An 18,774-nucleotide genomic window follows, 5' to 3' on the forward strand; every position below is an offset into this window, starting at 1 on the left:
TTCCTGCGCCTTGCGATGCACGGCACCGCGGTGACATCAGCCGCTCCGCGGCGGGCCGCTCCCTCATCCGGCCTGATCCGAACGAAAGACCCTGGCCGACCGGGCACCGTGGGCCGTCCCCGGCCGTTCCCTCAGTGGCGGCCAGGGACGGTACGGTTGCCGTTCCACCAGCGCCAGTTGCCTGTACGAGACGGAGTGGCACCGGATGCAGCACGCAGTGGGGGCCCCGCTGCCGCCGCCCCAAGGCCCCGGAAGCGGACCTGTCGGCTGGACGCACCAGGCCCAGCACCCCGGACAGCCGGGGCCGCCGCCCACCACCCCTCCGGCGCCCCCCGCGCCCCGGGGCTGGAGCGGCCCCGCCCCGCAGCACGCCCCGGCCCCGCCCTCCAGGAAGACCACCGGGCACGTCCAGCTGCCGCCCGGCGGCCCTGTCCCGCTGCCCGCGCCCCCCGCCGGTCCCGGCACCGGCAGCGCGACCCTCGCCGTCCTGCTGATCGGTCCCGCGGGCGCCGGCAAGACCACCGTGGCCAAGCTCTGGGCCAGCCGGCGCCGGGTTCCCACGGCCCACGTCAGCCTCGACGACGTCCGCGAATGGGTCTGCTCCGGCTTCGCCGACCCCCAGTCCGGGTGGAACGACCACTCCGAGGCCCAGTACCGCCTCGCCCGCCGCACCTGTGGCTTCGCCGCGCGCAACTTCCTCGCGAACGGCATCTCCTGCATCCTGGACGATGCCGTGTTCCCGGACCGGCCGGTCGTCGGCCTCGGCGGCTGGAAACGCCATGTCGGCCCCGGACTGCTGCCCGTCGTCCTGCTGCCCGGCCTGGAGATCGTGCTGGAGCGCAATGCCGCCCGCAGCGGGAACCGCCGCCTCTCGGACGAGGAGGTCGCCCGGATCCACGGCCGGATGGCCGGGTGGTACGGCTCCGGGCTGCCGATCATCGACAACTCGACGTACGACGTGGAGACCACCGCCCGTGTCCTCGACGACATACTCGCCCGCTCCATAGCCAGCCCACCGTCCTGGTGAAGCCTCACCGGGCGGCGCTCCCGGTCCGGTGAGGGCCGGCCGCGGCCCCCGGTCGGGTGCGCTGACCGAGCAGGCCCGCGCCACCGCTCGTAGGCTCGTGACATGTCAGACGTGTACGCCGTCCGCCGTGGGCAGCTCCGCGACCGGTGCGCCGCCGTCGGATCCGCGGCCGCTCTGGTCTCCCGCCCCGCCAACGTCCGCTATCTCGCGGGCGGAGCGCCCCCGGGTGCCGTGCTGCTGCTCGGCCCCGGCGAGGACGTGCTGCTCTGCCCCCGCGACCCGGCCGGCGATCCCTCCGACGGGCGCACGGACGGGCGCACGGACGATCAGCTGCGAGTGTCCCCGTTGCCGGACAGCGACGGTGATCCGGTGGTCGCGGCCGCCGCTCTGGCCGGTTCCTCGGGCGCGGAGTCCCTGGCCGTGGAGGAACACCACCTGACGGTCTCCCGCCACCGGGCCATGGGCTCGGTCGCCCCGCGGCTCCGGCTCGCCGATCTCGGTGCCACCGTCGAGCAGCTCCGGGTCGTCAAGGACGAGGAGGAGATCGCCTGTCTGCGGATCGCCGCCGAGATCACCGACCAGGCCCTGGGCGAACTCCTCGAATCGATCCTGGTGGGCCGCACCGAACGCCATCTCGCCCTGGAGCTGGAGCGCCGCCTGGTGGACCACGGCGCCGACGGCCCCGCCTTCGCCACCTCCGTGGCCACCGGGCCGAACTCCGGCCAGGGGCGCCACCGCCCCTCGGACCGACGGGTGGAGGAAGGTGATTTTCTCTCCGTCTGCCTCGGCGCCAACTATCGCGGCTACCGCTGCGAGATCGGCCGTACGTTCGTCATCGGGACGACGCCCGCCGAATGGCAGATCGAGCTCTACGACCTGGTTTTCGCCGCTCAGCGGGCCGGGCGCGAGGCCCTCGTACCGGGCGCGGCCTACCGCGATGTGGACCGCGCAGCCCGCCACATCCTGGACTCCGCGGGCCATGGCCGGAGCCTCGCACCGTGGACGGGGCACGGGGTGGGGCTAGAAATCGACGAGGACCCGCAGCTGACACCTGCGGCCATGGGTAAACTGGACGCTTGTGTGCCGGTCACCGTCGAACCGGGGGTCCACCTCCCCGGCCGGGGCGGGGTCCGGATCGATGACACGCTCGTCGTGCGCCCCGAGGCGGACGGCGGACCCGAGCTACTCACCATTACGACCAAGGAGCTGCTCGCGCTCTAGCGCGCATCCTCGGTCGTTCCACCAGCTTCAGTCCAGGAGATTCCGCAACCGTGGCTTCCACGAACGACCTCAAGAACGGCCTGGTGCTCAAGCTCGACGGAGGCCAGCTCTGGTCCGTCGTCGAGTTCCAGCACGTCAAGCCCGGCAAGGGCCCGGCTTTCGTGCGCACCAAGCTCAAGAACGTGCTGTCCGGCAAGGTCGTCGACAAGACGTTCAACGCCGGCGTGAAGGTCGAAACGGCCACCATCGACCGTCGAGACATGCAGTTCTCGTACATGGACGGCGAGTACTTCGTCTTCATGGACATGGACACGTACGACCAGCTCATGGTCGACCGCAAGGCTGTCGGCAACGCCGCCAACTTCCTGATCGAGGGCTTCACCGCCTCCGTCGCCCAGCACGAGGGCGAGGTGCTCTACGTCGAGCTGCCCGCCGCGGTCGAGCTGACGGTCAAGCACACCGACCCGGGCGTCCAGGGCGACCGCTCCACCGGCGGCACCAAGCCCGCCACGCTGGAGACCGACTACGAGATCGGCGTTCCGCTCTTCATCACCACGGGTGAGAAGATCAAGGTCGACACCCGCACGGGCGACTACCTCGGCCGGGTGAACAGCTAACCGTGGCTGCCCGGAACAAGGCCCGCAAGCGCGCCTTCCAGATCCTCTTCGAGGCCGACCAGCGCGGTGAGTCCGTGCAGACGGTCCTCGCGGACTGGGTGCGGCACTCGCGGACCGACAGCCGTCAGCCGCCGGTCACCGAGTACACGATGGAGCTCGTCGAGGGGTACGCGCAGTACGCGGACCGGATCGACGACCTCATCGTGACCTACGCCGTGGACTGGGAGATCGACCGCATGCCGGTCGTCGACCGGAACATCCTGCGGCTCGGTGCCTACGAGCTGATCTGGGAGGACGGCACCCCGGACGCGGTGGTGATCGACGAGGCGGTCCAGCTCGCCAAGGAGTTCTCCACCGATGACTCCCCGTCCTTCGTGAACGGGCTGCTCGCCCGGTTCAAGGACCTCAAGCCGAACCTTCGCCGGGAGCAGTAGCCTCCGGTGGCGTTCAGCCGACGAAGGGCCCACGGCCGGATGGCGGTGGGCCCTTCGGCATGGGTGTGCCGGCTTGCCGCGCACCCCGTTGCCGTACAACGAGAACGCCGTGCCGACGGGGCACCCGGAAGGGGCCCGCGCCAACACGGCGGCACGTTTCTGCGAAGGGACCTCAGCCCTCGTCGTGGGCGACGGCACGGCGCGCGTCCGCGTCCAGTACGCCCCAGCTGATCAGCTGTTCCGTCAGCACGGACGGCGACTGGTCGTAGATGACGGCCAGCGTGCGCAGGTCGTCCTGGCGGATCGAGAGCACCTTGCCGTTGTAGTCACCGCGCTGACTCTGGATCGTCGCCGCGTAGCGCTGCAGCGGTCCGGCCTTCTCCGGCGGGACGTGGGCGAGGCGCTCCAGGTCCAGGACGAGCTTCGGCGGCGGCTCGGCGGCCCCGCCGGGCGTCGTACCGGGCAGGAGCTCCTGCACCGGGACCCCGTAGAAGTCCGCGAGCTCGGCGAGGCGCTGTACGGTCACGGCACGGTCGCCGCGCTCGTACGAACCGACCACGACGGCCTTCCAGCGGCCCTGCGACTTCTCCTCCACGCCGTGGAGGGAGAGGCCCTGCTGGGTGCGGATGGCACGGAGCTTGGCCCCGAGCTGTTTTGCGTATTCGCTGGACATAAGGCTCCCCGGACGCTGGGACATTCTGCGGCTCCGCCGCGTGGCTGGTAACTCACTGTGAGGTTACGCAGCGTTACTTGGCTGCGTCAAGCCGAATGGTCCGGACCGGCACCTTCCGGGGGTGCGACCAAGGCCGGGCACAAGCCCTGGTAACGTTGATGACGCAATTTAGACGTCCTTTAAGGTCCGTCCCGTGAGGCGGAGAAGGAGGTCCGTTTCTTATGGACGCACAGCACGAAGCCACCGGCAACGCGGCACGCCCCGTTCTGGAGGCTCCCGACATCGCCCGGGTACTGACCCGGATCGCCCACGAGATCGTCGAACGCGCCAAGGGCGCCGACGATGTGGTGCTCCTCGGCATCCCGACGCGGGGCGTCTTCCTCGCCCGCCGGCTCGCCGAAAAACTCCAGGAGATCACCGGCCGGAAGATGCCGGTCGGCTCCCTCGACATCACTATGTACCGGGACGACCTGCGGCTGCGCCCGGCGCGCGCCCTGGCCCGCACCGAGATCCCCGGCGAGGGCATCGAGGGCCGCCTGGTCGTCCTCGTCGACGATGTCCTCTTCTCCGGCCGCACGATCCGCGCCGCGCTCGACGCGCTGGGCGACATCGGCAGGCCCCGCGCGGTGCAGCTCGCGGTCCTCGTCGACCGCGGTCACCGTGAACTCCCGATCCGTGCCGACTACGTCGGCAAGAACCTCCCCACGTCACTGCGGGAGACGGTCAAGGTCCAGCTCGCCGAGGAGGACGGCCGCGACGCCGTGCTGCTCGGTGTCCAGCAGACCGCCCCCGCGGGCGCGCAGTAACCGCACTTCACCCGTACGGCGTACCCCGAGCCCGTACGGCCGCCTCCGCGCGCCCGCATGCCTGAACCCTCCAGCCCTCCGGAGAACACCCAGATGAAGCGTCACCTCATCTCGGCCGCCGATCTCACCCGCGACGACGCCGTCCTGATCCTCGACACCGCCGAGGAGATGGCACGGGTCGCGGACCGGCCGATCAAGAAGCTCCCGACCCTGCGCGGCCGTACCGTCGTCAACCTCTTCTTCGAGGACTCGACGCGTACCCGCATCTCCTTCGAGGCCGCGGCCAAGCGCCTCTCCGCCGATGTCATCAACTTCTCCGCTAAGGGCTCGTCCGTCTCCAAGGGCGAGTCGCTCAAGGACACCGCGCTGACCCTGGAGGCGATGGGCGCCGACGCCGTCGTCATCCGGCACGGCGCCTCCGGAGCCCCGTACCGCCTCGCCACCTCCGGCTGGATCGACGGCGCCGTCGTCAACGCCGGTGACGGTACCCACGAGCACCCCACCCAGGCCCTCCTGGACGCCTTCACCATGCGCCGCCGCCTCGTCGGCGCCGACAGCGGTCTCGGCCGCGACCTCGAAGGCCGCCGGATCACCATCGTGGGCGACATCCTGCACAGCCGGGTGGCCCGTTCCAACGTCCACCTGCTGAACACGCTCGGCGCCCACGTCACGCTGGTGGCCCCGCCGACCCTCGTCCCCATCGGCGTCGAGCAGTGGCCGTGCGACATCAGCTACGGCCTCGACGAGGTGCTGCCGAAGTCCGACGCGGTGATGATGCTGCGAGTGCAGCGTGAACGGATGAACGCCGCGTACTTCCCGACCGAGCGCGAGTACTCCCGCCGCTACGGCCTGGACGGCGACCGCATGGCGAAGATGCCCGAGCACGCCGTCGTCATGCACCCCGGCCCGATGGTCCGCGGCATGGAGATCACCGCCGAGGTCGCCGACTCCGACCGGTGCACGGCCGTCGAGCAGGTCGCCAACGGCGTGTCGATCCGCATGGCCGTCCTGTACCTGCTGCTGGGCGGCTCCGAGCCCGCCGCCCCGGCCCAATCGTCGCCCGCCACCCGTACCGAGGAGAACAAGTAACCATGAGCAAGATCCTTATCCGCGGCGCGAAGATCCTCGGCGGCGAACCCCAGGACGTCCTGATCGACGGCGAGACCATTGCCGCGGTCGGTACCGGCATCGAGGCCGGGGACGCGACCGTCGTCGGGGCGGAGGGCCAGATCCTGCTGCCCGGCCTCGTCGACCTGCACACCCACCTGCGCGAGCCCGGCCGTGAGGACTCCGAGACGGTCCTCACCGGGACGAAGGCGGCGGCCGTCGGCGGCTTCACCGCCGTGCACGCCATGGCGAACACCTTCCCCGTCGCCGACACCGCCGGCGTCGTCGAGCAGGTCTGGCGGCTCGGCAAGGAGTCCGGCTACTGCGACGTGCAGCCGATCGGCGCCGTCACCGTCGGTCTGGAGGGCAAGAAGCTCGCCGAGCTCGGCGCCATGCACGATTCGGCCGCCGGGGTGAAGGTCTTCTCCGACGACGGCAAGTGCGTCGACGACGCGGTGATCATGCGTCGCGCGCTGGAGTACGTGAAGGCCTTCGACGGCGTCGTGGCCCAGCACGCCCAGGAGCCCCGCCTCACCGAGGGCGCCCAGATGAACGAGGGCGTCGTCTCCGCGGAGCTCGGTCTCGGTGGCTGGCCCGCCGTCGCCGAGGAGTCGATCATCGCGCGTGACGTCCTGCTCGCCGCCCACGTCGGCTCCCGGGTGCACATCTGCCACCTGTCGACCGCCGGCTCCGTCGAGATCATCCGCTGGGCGAAGTCCAAGGGCTGGAACGTCACCGCCGAGGTCACCCCGCACCACCTGCTCCTGACCGACGAGCTCGTACGGTCCTACAACCCGGTCTACAAGGTGAACCCGCCGCTGCGCACCGAGGCCGACGTCATGGCCCTGCGCGAAGCGCTCGCCGACGGCACCATCGACTGCGTCGCCACCGACCACGCCCCGCACCCGCACGAGGACAAGGACTGCGAGTGGGCCGCCGCCGCCATGGGCATGGTGGGCCTGGAGACCGCGCTCTCCGTCGTCCAGCAGACGATGGTCGACACCGGCCTCATCGACTGGGCGGGGGTCGCCGACCGGATGTCGTTCCGTCCGGCCGCCATCGGCCGTCTCGACGGACACGGCCGGCCCGTCTCGGCCGGTGAGCCCGCCAACCTCACCCTGGTCGATCCGGCATACCGTGGTGTGGTGGACCCCGCGGGCTTCGCGTCCCGCAGCCGCAACACTCCGTACGAGGGTCGCGAACTGCCGGGCCGAGTCACCCACACCTTCCTGCGGGGCCGTGCCACGGTCGTCGACGGGAAGCTCGCGTGACATCACTCACCCCCCTGTACCTCCAGCTCGCCGCCGAGCAGAAGTCGGCCGAAGTGACCGACTGGCCCGCGCGCATCAGCTGGGTCGTCGGACTGCTCGTCCTCATCGCCTTCGTCTACTGGCTGATGCGCCAGGGATGGAAGTGGCGGGGCAGTCTCCAGTCCGGCCTGCCGGAACTCAGAACCACCCCGGAGGGGTTCGCCGACGGCGAGAGGCTGCTGACGCTGACCGGCCGGTACCACGCCTCGACGACCGCCGGGCAGTGGCTCGACCGGATCGTCGCCCACGGCCTCGGTACCCGCAGCCGCGTCGAGCTCACCCTGACCGACCAGGGCCTCGACGTCGTACGCCCCGGGGCGGCCGACTTCTTCGTCCCGGCCGCCGCGCTGCGGGAGGCCCGGCTCGACAAGGGCATCGCCGGCAAGGTCCTCCCCGAGGGCGGCCTGCTGATCATCACCTGGGCGCACGGCGACCAGCTGATCGACTCCGGCTTCCGCTCCGACCGCTCGGCCGAGCACCCGGCCTGGGTCGAGGCCATCAACCATCTCACCAGCACTACGGAAGGCACCGCACGATGACGATCTCCACCCGGGGAGCCGCCCAAGCTCCCGCCGTACTCGTCCTGGAGGACGGCCGCGCCTTCCGCGGCCGTGCCTACGGGGCCGTGGGGGAGACCTTCGGCGAGGCGGTGTTCTCCACCGGCATGACCGGCTACCAGGAGACGCTGACCGACCCCTCGTACCACCGCCAGGTCGTCGTGATGACCGCCCCGCACGTCGGCAACACCGGTGTGAACGACGAGGACCCCGAGTCCGGACGGATCTGGGTCTCCGGTTACGTCGTCCGCGACCCCGCCCGGGTGCCCTCCAACTGGCGCTCGCGGCGCTCGCTCGACGAGGAGCTGGAGCGTCAGGGCGTCGTCGGCATCAGCGGCATCGACACCCGCGCCCTCACCCGCCATCTGCGCGAGCGCGGCGCCATGCGCGTCGGCATCTTCTCCGGTGACGCACTCGCCGACGAGGCCACGCTGCTCGCCCGCGTCCAGCAGGCCCCCGAGATGGTGGGCGCCGACCTCTCCACCGAGGTCGCCACCAAGGAGGCGTACGTCGTCCCCGCGATCGGCACGAAGAAGTTCACCGTCGCCGCGATCGACCTCGGCATCAAGGGCATGACCCCGCACCGGATGGCCGAGCGCGGCATCGAGGTGCACGTGCTGCCCGCCACCGCCACCCTGGAGGAGGTGTACGCGGTCCGGCCGGACGGCGTCTTCTTCTCCAACGGCCCCGGCGACCCGGCCACCGCCGACCACCCGGTCTCCGTGATGCGAGGCGTCCTGGAGCGGAAGACCCCGCTCTTCGGCATCTGCTTCGGCAACCAGATCCTGGGCCGCGCCCTCGGCTTCGGCACGTACAAGCTGAAGTACGGCCACCGCGGCATCAACCAGCCCGTGCAGGACCGTACGACCGGCAAGGTCGAGGTCACCGCGCACAACCACGGCTTCGCCGTCGACGCCCCGCTCGACAAGGTGTCCGACACCGCGTTCGGCCGCGCCGAGGTCTCCCACGTCTGCCTGAACGACCAGGTCGTCGAGGGCCTCCAGCTCCTCGACCAGCCGGCCTTCAGCGTCCAGTACCACCCCGAAGCGGCCGCGGGCCCGCACGACGCCGCGTACCTCTTCGACCGCTTCGTTTCCCTGATGGAGGGCCAGCGTGCCTAAGCGCTCCGATATCCAGTCCGTCCTGGTCATCGGCTCCGGTCCGATCGTCATCGGGCAGGCCGCCGAGTTCGACTACTCCGGCACCCAGGCCTGCCGCGTGCTCAAGGCCGAGGGCCTGCGCGTCATCCTGGTCAACTCCAACCCGGCGACGATCATGACCGACCCGGAGATCGCCGACGCCACGTACGTCGAGCCGATCACCCCCGAGTTCGTCGAGAAGATCATCGCCAAGGAGCGCCCCGACGCGCTCCTGCCCACGCTGGGCGGCCAGACCGCGCTCAACACCGCGATCTCCATGCACGAGAACGGTGTCCTGGAGAAGTACGGCGTCGAGCTCATCGGTGCCAACGTCGAGGCCATCAACAAGGGCGAGGACCGCGACCTGTTCAAGGGCGTCGTCGAGGCCGTCAAGGCGAAGATCGGTTACGGCGAGTCCGCACGCTCGGTCATCTGCCACTCCATGGACGACGTCCTGGCGGGCGTCGAGACGCTCGGCGGCTACCCCGTGGTCGTCCGTCCCTCCTTCACCATGGGCGGCGCCGGCTCCGGCTTCGCGCACGACGAGGACGAGCTGCGCCGCATCGCCGGCCAGGGCCTCACCCTCTCGCCGACCACCGAGGTGCTCCTGGAGGAGTCCATCCTCGGCTGGAAGGAGTACGAGCTGGAGCTGATGCGCGACAAGCACGACAACGTCGTGGTCGTCTGCTCCATCGAGAACTTCGACCCGATGGGCGTCCACACCGGTGACTCGATCACCGTCGCCCCGGCGATGACGCTCACCGACCGCGAGTACCAGCGGCTGCGCGACATCGGTATCGCGATCATCCGCGAGGTCGGCGTCGACACCGGCGGCTGCAACATCCAGTTCGCCATCGATCCGGCCGACGGCCGGGTCATCGTGATCGAGATGAACCCGCGCGTCTCCCGCTCCTCGGCGCTCGCCTCGAAGGCGACCGGTTTCCCGATCGCCAAGATCGCCGCCAAGCTGGCCGTCGGCTACACGCTCGACGAGATCCCGAACGACATCACCGAGAAGACCCCGGCCTCCTTCGAGCCGACCCTCGACTACGTAGTGGTCAAGGCCCCGCGCTTCGCCTTCGAGAAGTTCCCCTCCGCCGACTCCAGCCTCACCACCACCATGAAGTCGGTGGGCGAGGCCATGGCGATCGGCCGGAACTTCACCGAGGCGCTCCAGAAGGCGCTGCGCTCGCTGGAGAAGAAGGGCTCGCAGTTCTCCTTCACGGGTGAGCCCGGCGACAAGGCCGAGCTGCTGGCCGAGGCGGTCCGCCCGACCGACGGCCGGATCAACACCGTCATGCAGGCGATCCGGACCGGCGCCACCCAGGAGGAGGTCTTCGACGCCACGAAGATCGACCCCTGGTTCGTCGACCAGCTCTTCCTGATCAAGGAGATCGCCGACGGGCTGGCCGCCGCCGAGGAGCTCGGCCCCGAGCTGCTGGCCGAGGCCAAGCGGCACGGCTTCTCCGACGCCCAGATCGCCGACATCCGCGGCCTGCGCGAAGACGTCGTCCGCGAGGTGCGGCACGCCCTCGGTATCCGCCCGGTCTACAAGACGGTCGACACCTGCGCCGCCGAGTTCGCCGCGAAGACGCCGTACTTCTACTCCAGTTACGACGAGGAGTCCGAGGTCGCGGCCCGCACCAAGCCCGCGGTGCTCATCCTCGGTTCCGGCCCCAACCGCATCGGTCAGGGCATCGAGTTCGACTACTCCTGCGTCCACGCCTCCTTCGCGCTGAGCGACGCGGGCTACGAGACCGTGATGGTCAACTGCAACCCGGAGACCGTCTCCACCGACTACGACACCTCCGACCGCCTGTACTTCGAGCCGCTGACGCTGGAAGACGTCCTGGAGATCGTGCACGCCGAGACCCTCGCGGGCCCGGTCGCCGGTGTCATCGTCCAGCTCGGCGGTCAGACCCCGCTGGGTCTGTCGCAGGCGCTCAAGGACAACGGCGTGCCGGTCGTCGGTACGTCCCCGGAGGCCATCCACGCCGCCGAGGACCGCGGCGCCTTCGGCCGCGTCCTGGCCGAGGCCGGGCTGCCGGCCCCGAAGCACGGCACCGCCACCACGTTCGCCGAGGCCAAGGCCATCGCCGACGAGATCGGCTACCCCGTCCTCGTACGCCCGTCGTACGTGCTCGGCGGCCGCGGTATGGAGATCGTGTACGACGAGACGCGGCTCTCCTCGTACATCGCCGAGTCCACCGAGATCAGCCCCACCCGGCCGGTCCTGGTCGACCGCTTCCTCGACGACGCGATCGAGATCGACGTCGACGCGCTCTACGACGGCACCGAGCTCTACCTCGGCGGCGTCATGGAGCACATCGAGGAGGCCGGCATCCACTCCGGCGACTCCGCCTGCGCCCTGCCCCCGATCACCCTCGGCGGCTACGACATCAAGCGGCTGCGCGCCTCCACCGAGGGCATCGCCAAGGGCGTCGGCGTCCGCGGGCTGATCAACATCCAGTTCGCGCTCTCCGGCGACATCCTGTACGTCCTGGAGGCCAACCCGCGCGCCTCGCGCACCGTCCCCTTCACCTCGAAGGCGACCGCGGTCCCACTCGCCAAGGCCGCTGCCCGGATCTCGCTGGGCGCGACCATCGCCGAACTGCGCGCGGAGGGTCTGCTCCCGGCGAACGGCGACGGCGGCACCCTGCCGCTCGACGCGCCGATCTCCGTCAAGGAGGCCGTCCTGCCGTGGTCGCGCTTCCGTGACATCCACGGCCGCGGCGTCGACACCGTCCTCGGCCCGGAGATGCGCTCCACCGGTGAGGTCATGGGCATCGACGCGGTCTTCGGCACGGCGTACGCCAAGTCGCAGGCCGGCGCGTACGGCCCGCTGCCGACGAAGGGCCGCGCGTTCATCTCGGTCGCCAACCGCGACAAGCGCTCGATGATCTTCCCGGCACGCGAACTCGTCGCCCACGGCTTCGAACTGCTCGCCACCTCCGGCACCGCAGAGGTCCTCAAGCGCAACGGCATCAACGCCACCGTCGTGCGCAAGCAGTCCGAGGGTGTGGGCCCGCAGGGCGAGCGGACCATCGTCCAACTGATCCACGACGGCGAGGTCGACCTGATCGTCAACACGCCGTACGGCACGGGCGGCCGCCTGGACGGCTACGAGATCCGTACCGCGGCCGTGGCCCGGTCCGTGCCCTGCCTGACCACGGTCCAGGCGCTCGCAGCCGCCGTTCAGGGCATCGACGCGCTCACCCACGGAGACGTCGGCGTCCGCTCCCTCCAGGAACACGCGGAGCGTCTGACCGCGGCCCGCGACTAGCAGCCGAGAGGGGGACACCGGAAACGGTGTCCCCCCCTCCGCGAGGACACCGAGGACACCCCGATGTACAAATTCTTCTTCCAGCTGGTCTTCAAGCGGATGGACCCGGAGCAGGCGCACCACCTGGCCTTCGGCTGGATCCGCCTCGCGGCCCGCATCCCCGTGCTGCGCACCTTCGTCGCCGCCGTACTCGCTCCCCGCCACAAGGAACTGCGCACCGAGGCGTTCGGCCTGCGGATGCACGGCCCCTTCGGCCTCGCCGCGGGCTTCGACAAGAACGCCGTCGCGATCGACGGCATGTCGATGCTCGGCTTCGACCACATCGAGATCGGTACGGTCACCGGCGAGCCGCAGCCCGGCAACCCCAAAAAGCGCCTCTTCCGACTCGTCGCGGACCGCGCGCTGATCAACCGCATGGGCTTCAACAACGAGGGCTCGGCCGCCGTCGCCGAGCGGCTGGCCACCCGCAGGCCGGTCTTCAGGACCACGGTCGGGGTCAACATCGGCAAGACGAAGCTGGTACCGGAGGCCGAAGCGGTCGGCGACTACGTGAAGTCCACCGAGCGCCTGGCCCGCCACGCCGACTACCTCGTCGTGAACGTCTCCTCGCCCAACACGCCCGGCCTGCGCAACCTCCAGGCCACCGAGGCGCTCCGCCCCCTGCTCAGCGCCGTGCGCGACGCGGCAGACCGGACCGTCACCGACCGGCGGGTGCCGCTGCTCGTCAAGATCGCCCCGGACCTCGCGGACGAGGACGTCGACGCGGTCGCCGATCTCGCGGTCGAGCTGGGACTGGACGGCATCATCGCCACCAACACCACCATCGCCAGGGACGGCCTCGGCCTGAAGTCCTCGCCGTCCCTCGTCGCGGAGACCGGCGGACTCTCCGGCGCACCCCTCAAGGCGCGCTCCCTGGAGGTCCTCGGCCGCCTGTACGCGCGGGTGGGCGACCGGATCACCCTGGTCGGTGTCGGCGGCATCGAGAACGCCGAGGACGCCTGGCAGCGCATCCTCGCCGGCGCCACGCTCGTCCAGGGCTACAGCGCCTTCATCTACGAGGGCCCGTGCTACGCCCGGGCGATCCACAAGGGCCTGGCCGCACGCCTGGCCGCATCCCCGTACGCCACCCTCGCCGAAGCCGTCGGCGCGGAGACCAGGAAGGCCACCGCATGATCCCGGAACCGTTCGGCGCACGTCTGCGCCACGCCATGGACACCCGCGGGCCGCTCTGCGTCGGCATCGACCCGCATGCCTCGCTGCTCACCGCCTGGGGCCTGAACGACGACGTCGCAGGTCTGGAGCGCTTCACGCGTACGGTCGTCGAGGCACTGGCGGACCGGGTCGCCGTCCTCAAGCCGCAGTCCGCGTTCTTCGAGCGCTTCGGCTCGCGCGGCATCGCGGTCCTGGAGAAGGCCGTCGAGGAGGCGCGCGCGGCCGGCGCGCTCGTCCTGATGGACGCCAAGCGCGGCGACATCGGCTCCACCATGGGCGCCTACGCGGCGACCTACCTGGACAAGGACTCGCCGCTGTTCTCCGACGCGGTCACCGTCTCGCCGTACCTCGGCTTCGGTTCGCTGCGCCCGGCGCTCGACGCGGCCGTCCTCTCCGGCTCGGGCGTCTTCGTGCTCGCCCTGACGTCCAACCCGGAAGGGGCACAGGTGCAGCGCGCCACGGCCGCCGACGGGCGTTCGCTGGCCCAGCTGATGCTCGACCACATGGCCGCAGAGAACGAGGGGGTGACCCCGCTCGGCTCCGTCGGAGCGGTGGTCGGCGCCACGCTCGGGGACACGGGTGTGAATCTGGCCATCAACGGCCCGCTGCTCGCCCCCGGGATCGGGGCGCAGGGCGCGACGCCCGCCGATCTGCCCGGTGTCTTCGGCGACGCGGTGGGCAATGTGGTGCCCAGCGTGAGCCGCGGCGTACTGAGCCGGGGGCCGGACGTGGCGGGGCTGCGGGCGGCAGCCGATCGGCTCACGGACGAGGTCCGGACGGCCGTCGCACGTACATGACCATGCCACGTAACAGGGTGTTGACCGAATCCTGACCAAAAAACTCGGTCGTTATGTGTGAAATGTCCTGGTCGGCTGAGGCTGACCAGGACTTTTCGTTGGTTCTCGCTGACTAGGACGGTCTTGGCCGCTAGTCTCCGTCGAGAGCCGACGTACACATGTTGTCCGTCGCTCACCTGGTGTGGAGCGCCCAGCTTCCGCGCCGGTCCGTATCCGACAGATCGACATCCGAGGTGACGTAGGCGTGGCTCTTCCGCCCCTTACCCCTGAACAGCGCGCAGCCGCGCTCGAAAAGGCCGCCGCGGCTCGCCGGGAGCGGGCCGAGGTCAAGAATCGACTCAAGCACTCCGGCGCCTCCCTCCACGAGGTCATCAAGCAGGGCCAGGAGAACGACGTCATCGGGAAGATGAAGGTCTCCGCCCTCCTGGAGTCCCTGCCGGGCGTGGGCAAGGTCCGCGCCAAGCAGATCATGGAGCGGCTCGGCATCTCCGAGAGCCGCCGGGTCCGGGGCCTCGGCTCCAACCAGATCGCATCCCTGGAGCGCGAGTTCGGCGGCAGCGCCGCCTGACGTTCTCAGGCACTCCTGAGAACCTGGATAATCGCTCCATGGCTGCAACATCCCGGGGGACGTCCCCCGCACCCCCGGACGTACGTCCGCGGCTGACCGTGCTCTCCGGCCCCTCGGGGGTCGGCAAGAGCACGGTCGTCGCCCATATGCGCAAGGCCCACCCCGAGGTTTGGCTCTCGGTGTCGGCGACGACCCGCAAGCCGCGCCCCGGCGAGCGCAACGGCGTCCACTACTTCTTCGTGGACAACGACGAGTTCGACAAGCTGATCGCCAACGGCGAGCTGCTGGAATGGGCCGAGTTCGCGGGCAACCGGTACGGCACGCCCCGCCGCGCCGTGCTGGAGCGCCTGGAAGCGGGCGAGCCGGTGCTGCTGGAGATCGACCTCCAGGGTGCCCGGCTGGTCCGGCAGTCGATGTCGGACGCCCGGCTCGTCTTCCTGGCCCCGCCGAGCTGGGAGGAGCTGGTCCGCCGGCTCACCGGCCGCGGGACCGAGTCGGCCGAGGTGATCGAGCGCCGGCTCGCCGCCGCCAGGATCGAACTGGCCGCCGAGTCCGAGTTCGATACGACGCTGGTGAACACCTCCGTCGAGGACGTGGCCCGTGAGCTGCTAGCCTTGATGCTGGAGGCTTCCGGCCACCGTGTCGACAACGACTGACGGTCGGCACACGCGCATCACGGAACCACGCGCATCACGGAACTCCGCACTGTCAAAGATTTCTTTGATCTTTACCCCCTTCGGAAGGCAGAGAGTGTCCTCTTCCATCACCACGCCCGAGGGCATCATCAACCCGCCGATTGATGAGCTCCTCGAGGCCACCGACTCGAAGTACAGCCTCGTGATCTACGCCGCCAAGCGCGCGCGCCAGATCAACGCGTACTACTCGCAGCTCGGCGAGGGTCTCCTGGAGTACGTCGGTCCGCTCGTCGACACCCACGTGCACGAGAAGCCGCTCTCGATCGCGCTCCGCGAGATCAACGCGGGCCTGCTCACCTCCGAGGCCATCGAGGGCCCCGCGCAGTAAGCAGGGTTTGCACCTTCACCACAGGCCCGGCGGCCACGGCCGCCGGGCCTGTGGTGTGTCCGGGGTCTCTGCGGTGTGTCCGGGGCGACAGCCTCGGACCGGCCGCGGTGAGGCAGCATGGGGGTGTTCGTATCCGAGTGCGGGGAGACGCAGTGGACAAGCCGAAGGTCGTTCTTGGGGTCAGCGGGGGCATCGCCGCGTACAAGGCGTGCGAGCTGCTGCGCCGGCTTACCGAGTCCGGTCACGATGTGCGTGTCGTCCCGACCGGGTCGGCGCTGCACTTCGTGGGGGCGGCCACCTGGTCGGCGCTCTCCGGCCGCCCCGTCTCCACGGAGGTCTGGAACGAGGTCCACGAGGTGCCGCACGTCAGGATCGGACAGGGCGCCGACCTCGTCGTCGTCGCGCCCGCCACCGCCGACCTGCTGGCCAAGGCCGCCCACGGCCTCGCCGACGACCTCCTCACCAACACGCTCCTCACCGCCCGCTGTCCGGTCGTCTTCGCGCCGGCCATGCACACCGAGATGTGGGAGCACCCCGCCACCCAGGAGAACGTCGCCACGCTGCGCCGCCGCGGCGCCGTCGTCATCGAGCCCGCCGTCGGCAGGCTCACCGGCGTCGACACGGGCAAGGGCCGGCTCCCGGACCCCGGGGAGATCTTCGAGGTCTGCCGCCGGGTGCTGGCCCGCGGACCCGTCGAAGCCGACCTGGCCGGCCGCCACGTCGTGATCAGCGCGGGTGGTACGCGAGAGCCGCTCGACCCGGTGCGCTACCTCGGCAACCGCTCCTCCGGCAAGCAGGGCTACGCCCTGGCCCGCACCGCGGTCGCCCGCGGCGCCCGGGTCACCCTCGTCGAGGCCAACACCGGTCTGCCCGACCCGGCCGGCGCCGACGTCCTGCACGCAGGCACCGCCATACAGTTGCGCGAGGCGGTACTGAAGGCCGCGGCGGACGCCGATGTGGTCGTGATGGCGGCGGCGGTCGCCGACTTCCGTCCCGCGGAGTACGCGACGGGAAAGATCAAGAAGAAGGACGGCCAGGAGCCCGCGCCCATCAAACTGGTCCGCAATCCGGACATCCTCGCCGAGGTCGCCGGTGAACGCGCCCGCCCGGACCAGATCGTCGTCGGTTTCGCCGCCGAGACCGACGATGTCCTCGCCAACGGCCGTGAGAAGCTCCGCCGCAAGGGCTGCGATCTGCTCGTCGTCAATGAGGTGGGGGAACACCGGACATTCGGCTCCGAGGAGAACGAAGCGGTGGTCCTCGCAGCCGACGGCGGTGAGACCCCGGTGCCCCACGGGCCGAAGGAGGCGCTGGCCGACACGCTCTGGGATCTCGTGTCGTCGCGGCTCGGATGAAATTCCTTTCTCCTTTCTCCTGTCTTCGCGCAGGCCGAAACCCTTGAAAATATGGGCGTGGACGGCTTTCTTGGCAGCCGATTTCCGTACCGTCACGAGACGTGCCACAGGTCACAGAACTACCAAAGGGCGAGACACGTTGTCCGCCGAACGGAAGTGACCGATAAACTGGCCTGCGGACCGTGTCGGGCGCAGCTCCCGGCCGTCCGCCAAATGATCAGCCAGCAGCCGCTGCAACCCCAGGGAGCGATGTGTCCCGCCGTCTCTTCACCTCGGAGTCCGTCACCGAGGGCCACCCCGACAAGATCGCTGACCAGATCAGCGACACCATTCTCGACGCATTGCTCCGTGAGGACCCCCGGTCCCGCGTCGCCGTCGAGACCCTGATCACCACCGGTCTGGTGCATGTCGCGGGTGAGGTCACGACCAAGACCTATGCCGACATCCCGACCCTCGTACGCAACAAGGTTCTCGAAATCGGCTACGACTCCTCCAAGAAGGGCTTCGACGGCGCCTCCTGCGGTGTCTCGGTGTCCATCGGCGCGCAGTCGCCCGACATTGCGCAGGGTGTCGACACCGCGTACGAGAAGCGGGTCGAGGGCGATGAGGACGAGCTCGACAAGCAGGGCGCCGGCGACCAGGGCCTGATGTTCGGCTACGCCTGCGACGAGACGCCCGAGCTCATGCCGCTCCCGATCCACCTCGCGCACCGGCTCTCGCGACGGCTCTCCGAGGTCCGCAAGAACGGGACCATCCCGTACCTGCGCCCGGACGGCAAGACGCAGGTCACCATCGAGTACGACGGCGACAAGGCCGTCCGTCTCGACACGGTCGTCATCTCCTCGCAGCACGCCAGCGACATCGACCTCGACTCGCTGCTCGCACCGGACATCCGCGAGTTCGTCGTCGAGCACGTGCTCGGGCAGCTGATCGAGGACGGCATCAAGCTGGACACCGACGGCTACCGGCTGCTGGTCAACCCGACCGGTCGTTTCGAGATCGGCGGCCCGATGGGCGACGCCGGTCTGACCGGCCGCAAGATCATCATTGACACCTACGGCGGCATGGCCCGTCACGGCGGTGGCGCCTTCTCCGGCAAGGACCCGTCGAAGGTCGACCGCTCCGCCGCGTACGCCATGCGCTGGGTCGCCAAGAACGTCGTCGCCGCGGGCCTCGCCGCCCGTTGCGAGGTACAGGTCGCCTACGCGATCGGCAAGGCCGAGCCCGTCGGCCTGTTCGTCGAGACATTCGGCACCGCCGCGGTCGAGACCGAGAAGATCGAGCACGCCATCGGGGAGGTCTTCGACCTCCGCCCGGCCGCGATCATCCGCGACCTCGACCTGCTGCGCCCGATCTACGCCCAGACCGCGGCGTACGGCCACTTCGGCCGCGAGCTTCCCGACTTCACCTGGGAGCGCACGGACCGCGTGGACGCTCTGCGCGCGGCGGCCGGACTGTAACGACCTGGGGTGAACGGAGCCCGCTCGGGCTCCGCTGCTCCCGGCACGTAACGACCTCACCCGCGATAGAGGATCAGCGATCGGCGTCATGCGGCTGCGAATCCAAGGCGGAGGAGGGAAGCGACGCGGAGCGTCGGCGACTGACGACAACGCCGGAGGCGAAGGTCCCCGGACACCGCGACACC

18 protein-coding genes are annotated in these 18,774 nt (G+C 70.1%); 17 read left to right on the plus strand and 1 reads right to left on the minus strand.

Going from position 1 to position 18,774, the window contains the following annotated elements; translation table 11 throughout:
* Positions 1–205 precede the first annotated feature (205 nt).
* The 4 genes from ACFU8Q_RS25705 (at position 206) to nusB (ending at position 3,299) form a co-directional block, all read left to right on the plus strand.
* Entirely contained in the window at positions 206–1,027 is an 822-nt protein-coding gene (locus ACFU8Q_RS25705; protein WP_384457844.1) for a Pro-rich N-terminal domain-containing protein, read from the plus strand.
* Positions 1,028–1,129: 102 nt separating this feature from the next.
* Positions 1,130–2,248: an aminopeptidase P family protein gene (locus ACFU8Q_RS25710; protein ID WP_384457846.1), complete on the plus strand. Its 1,119-nt coding sequence runs from the start codon at positions 1,130–1,132 to the stop codon at positions 2,246–2,248.
* A 50-nt stretch (positions 2,249–2,298) separates the two neighbouring features.
* Positions 2,299–2,865 (plus strand): elongation factor P, encoded by a 567-nt coding sequence (gene efp, locus ACFU8Q_RS25715; RefSeq protein WP_266363161.1) that lies wholly within the window; start codon positions 2,299–2,301, stop codon positions 2,863–2,865.
* Between the two features lie 2 nt (positions 2,866–2,867).
* Entirely contained in the window at positions 2,868–3,299 is a 432-nt protein-coding gene (gene nusB, locus ACFU8Q_RS25720; protein ID WP_384457849.1) for a transcription antitermination factor NusB, read from the plus strand.
* Positions 3,300–3,471: 172 nt separating this feature from the next.
* Here the strand turns inward: nusB and bldD are convergent, their stop codons facing one another.
* Positions 3,472–3,972 carry a transcriptional regulator BldD gene (gene bldD, locus ACFU8Q_RS25725; RefSeq protein WP_014157378.1) on the minus strand — a complete coding sequence of 167 codons (501 nt, stop codon included), beginning with the start codon at positions 3,970–3,972 and terminating at the stop codon, positions 3,472–3,474.
* Between the two features lie 221 nt (positions 3,973–4,193).
* Here bldD and pyrR point away from each other — a divergent pair, with 221 nt between their 5' ends.
* The 13 genes from pyrR to metK all read left to right on the plus strand — a co-directional run bounded on the left by pyrR (position 4,194) and on the right by metK (position 18,589).
* Positions 4,194–4,778 (plus strand): bifunctional pyr operon transcriptional regulator/uracil phosphoribosyltransferase PyrR, encoded by a 585-nt coding sequence (pyrR, locus tag ACFU8Q_RS25730; protein ID WP_383753413.1) that lies wholly within the window; start codon positions 4,194–4,196, stop codon positions 4,776–4,778.
* Between the two features lie 93 nt (positions 4,779–4,871).
* The gene (locus tag ACFU8Q_RS25735) at positions 4,872–5,867 is read left to right on the plus strand and encodes an aspartate carbamoyltransferase catalytic subunit (RefSeq protein WP_384457851.1); all 996 of its coding nucleotides are present in this window, start codon (positions 4,872–4,874) and stop codon (positions 5,865–5,867) included.
* Between the two features lie 2 nt (positions 5,868–5,869).
* On the plus strand, positions 5,870–7,156 hold the full coding sequence (locus tag ACFU8Q_RS25740) for a dihydroorotase (protein WP_384457853.1): 1,287 nt from the start codon (positions 5,870–5,872) through the stop codon (positions 7,154–7,156).
* A complete protein-coding gene (locus tag ACFU8Q_RS25745; protein ID WP_384457855.1) occupies positions 7,153–7,734 on the plus strand; it encodes a hypothetical protein in 582 nt (193 codons plus the stop codon). Before ACFU8Q_RS25740 ends, ACFU8Q_RS25745 begins: the two co-directional genes overlap by 4 nt.
* Positions 7,731–8,873: a glutamine-hydrolyzing carbamoyl-phosphate synthase small subunit gene (carA, locus tag ACFU8Q_RS25750; RefSeq protein ID WP_384457857.1), complete on the plus strand. Its 1,143-nt coding sequence runs from the start codon at positions 7,731–7,733 to the stop codon at positions 8,871–8,873. Before ACFU8Q_RS25745 ends, carA begins: the two co-directional genes overlap by 4 nt.
* Positions 8,866–12,174, plus strand: coding sequence for a carbamoyl-phosphate synthase large subunit (carB, locus tag ACFU8Q_RS25755; protein WP_384457859.1), 3,309 nt, complete (start codon positions 8,866–8,868; stop codon positions 12,172–12,174). Before carA ends, carB begins: the two co-directional genes overlap by 8 nt.
* 63 nt (positions 12,175–12,237) lie before the next feature.
* The gene (locus ACFU8Q_RS25760; RefSeq protein WP_384457861.1) at positions 12,238–13,347 is read left to right on the plus strand and encodes a quinone-dependent dihydroorotate dehydrogenase; all 1,110 of its coding nucleotides are present in this window, start codon (positions 12,238–12,240) and stop codon (positions 13,345–13,347) included.
* Positions 13,344–14,183 (plus strand): orotidine-5'-phosphate decarboxylase, encoded by an 840-nt coding sequence (gene pyrF / locus ACFU8Q_RS25765; protein ID WP_384457863.1) that lies wholly within the window; start codon positions 13,344–13,346, stop codon positions 14,181–14,183. The genes ACFU8Q_RS25760 and pyrF overlap by 4 nt, the downstream gene beginning before the upstream one ends.
* 244 nt (positions 14,184–14,427) lie before the next feature.
* The gene (locus ACFU8Q_RS25770; RefSeq protein ID WP_014157387.1) at positions 14,428–14,751 is read left to right on the plus strand and encodes an integration host factor; all 324 of its coding nucleotides are present in this window, start codon (positions 14,428–14,430) and stop codon (positions 14,749–14,751) included.
* 38 nt (positions 14,752–14,789) lie between these two features.
* A complete protein-coding gene (gene gmk / locus ACFU8Q_RS25775; protein WP_384457866.1) occupies positions 14,790–15,407 on the plus strand; it encodes a guanylate kinase in 618 nt (205 codons plus the stop codon).
* Between the two features lie 94 nt (positions 15,408–15,501).
* A complete protein-coding gene (gene rpoZ / locus ACFU8Q_RS25780; RefSeq protein ID WP_003970369.1) occupies positions 15,502–15,774 on the plus strand; it encodes a DNA-directed RNA polymerase subunit omega in 273 nt (90 codons plus the stop codon).
* A 152-nt stretch (positions 15,775–15,926) separates the two neighbouring features.
* Positions 15,927–17,129 carry a bifunctional phosphopantothenoylcysteine decarboxylase/phosphopantothenate--cysteine ligase CoaBC gene (gene coaBC, locus ACFU8Q_RS25785; protein WP_384457868.1) on the plus strand — a complete coding sequence of 401 codons (1,203 nt, stop codon included), beginning with the start codon at positions 15,927–15,929 and terminating at the stop codon, positions 17,127–17,129.
* Between the two features lie 251 nt (positions 17,130–17,380).
* Positions 17,381–18,589, plus strand: coding sequence for a methionine adenosyltransferase (metK, locus tag ACFU8Q_RS25790; protein ID WP_384457869.1), 1,209 nt, complete (start codon positions 17,381–17,383; stop codon positions 18,587–18,589).
* Positions 18,590–18,774 lie beyond the last annotated feature (185 nt).

Origin of the sequence: Streptomyces sp. NPDC057543 (genome assembly GCF_042801895.1) — a bacterium.
GTDB lineage: Bacteria > Actinomycetota > Actinomycetes > Streptomycetales > Streptomycetaceae > Streptomyces.

What these genes read in the sequence shown, in the direction of transcription:
- pyrR (WP_383753413.1), top strand. Translation starts at nt 4,194, where the DNA reads ATGGACGCACAGCACGAAGCCACCGGCAACGCGGCACGCCCCGTTCTG.
- bldD (WP_014157378.1), bottom strand. Translation starts at nt 3,972, where the DNA reads ATGTCCAGCGAATACGCAAAACAGCTCGGGGCCAAGCTCCGTGCCATC.
- ACFU8Q_RS25740 (WP_384457853.1), top strand. Translation starts at nt 5,870, where the DNA reads ATGAGCAAGATCCTTATCCGCGGCGCGAAGATCCTCGGCGGCGAACCC.
- ACFU8Q_RS25760 (WP_384457861.1), top strand. Translation starts at nt 12,238, where the DNA reads ATGTACAAATTCTTCTTCCAGCTGGTCTTCAAGCGGATGGACCCGGAG.
- ACFU8Q_RS25710 (WP_384457846.1), top strand. Translation starts at nt 1,130, where the DNA reads ATGTCAGACGTGTACGCCGTCCGCCGTGGGCAGCTCCGCGACCGGTGC.
- pyrF (WP_384457863.1), top strand. Translation starts at nt 13,344, where the DNA reads ATGATCCCGGAACCGTTCGGCGCACGTCTGCGCCACGCCATGGACACC.
- ACFU8Q_RS25735 (WP_384457851.1), top strand. Translation starts at nt 4,872, where the DNA reads ATGAAGCGTCACCTCATCTCGGCCGCCGATCTCACCCGCGACGACGCC.
- gmk (WP_384457866.1), top strand. Translation starts at nt 14,790, where the DNA reads ATGGCTGCAACATCCCGGGGGACGTCCCCCGCACCCCCGGACGTACGT.
- carA (WP_384457857.1), top strand. Translation starts at nt 7,731, where the DNA reads ATGACGATCTCCACCCGGGGAGCCGCCCAAGCTCCCGCCGTACTCGTC.
- ACFU8Q_RS25705 (WP_384457844.1), top strand. Translation starts at nt 206, where the DNA reads ATGCAGCACGCAGTGGGGGCCCCGCTGCCGCCGCCCCAAGGCCCCGGA.